The following is a 1,046-nucleotide window of genomic DNA, read 5'->3' on the forward strand; positions in this document are numbered from 1 at the left end:
TCTGGTGTGACTGAGGTGTGTGTTGGTGATCGTGTGATGGGTGTGTGGGGGGATGGGTTTCGGTCGGTGGTGGTGGTGGATGTGCGGGGTGTGGTGGGGGTGCCTGTGGGGTGGAGTTTTGAGCAGGCTGCTTCGGTGCCGGTGGCGTTTGTGACGGCGTATTACGCGTTGGTGGATTTGGCGGGTGTGCGGGCGGGGGAGTCGGTGTTGGTGCATTCGGCTGCTGGTGGGGTGGGGATGGCGGCGGTGCAGTTGGCGCGTTATTTGGGTGCGGAGGTGTTTGCGACGGCGAGTGAGTCGAAGTGGTCGGTGGTGCGGGGGTTGGGTGTGTCTGGGGAGCGGATTGCGTCGTCGCGTTCGGTGGAGTTTGAGCGGGTGTTTGGTTCGGGTGTGGATGTGGTTTTGGATTCGTTGGCGGGGGAGTTGGTGGATGCGTCGTTGCGGTTGGTGCGGCCGGGTGGGCGGTTTGTGGAGATGGGGAAGTCGGATGTGCGGGATGCGGGGGAGGTGGCGGAGGCTTTTGGTGGGGTGTGGTATCGGGCGTTTGATTTGGCGGAGGCGGGTGTGGAGCGGATGGGTGAGGTGTTGCGTGAGGTGGTGGGGTTGTTTGAGGCGGGTGTGTTGGAGTTGTTGCCGGTGGGGGTGGGGGATGTGCGGCGGGCTGGTGAGGTGTTTGGTGTGATGCGGCGGGCGCGGCATGTGGGGAAGTTGGTGTTGAGTGTGCCGTCTGTGGTGGATGGTGGTGGTGGTTGGGTGGTGGTGTCGGGTGCGTCGGGTGTGTTGGGTGGTGTGGTGGCGCGTCATGTGGTGGTTGAGCGGGGTGTGCGGCGGTTGTTGTTGCTCAGTCGTCGGGGTGAGGATGCGCCGGGGGTGGAGGGTTTGGTGGCGGAGTTGGAGTCCGCGGGTGCTGAGGTGCGGATCGCCGCTTGTGATGTGGCGGATCGTGATGCGTTGGCGGGGGTGTTGTCGTCGTTGGAGGGTGGGGTGTCGGGGGTGGTGCATGCGGCGGGTGTGTTGGATGACGTGATGGTGGAGTCGTTGAGTGC

General features: G+C 64.3%; 1 protein-coding gene. It reads left to right on the forward strand.

Annotation, left to right across the window (positions count from 1 at the left end):
* Positions 1-66: 66 nt before the first annotated feature.
* On the forward strand, positions 67-1,046 hold a 980-nt coding region (locus AB0E24_RS45945), incomplete at its 3' end, for an MDR/SDR family oxidoreductase (RefSeq protein ID WP_359386049.1).

The organism is Streptomyces malaysiensis subsp. malaysiensis, assembly GCF_040653035.1.
In the GTDB taxonomy this organism is placed as follows: Bacteria; Actinomycetota; Actinomycetes; order Streptomycetales; family Streptomycetaceae; genus Streptomyces; species Streptomyces malaysiensis.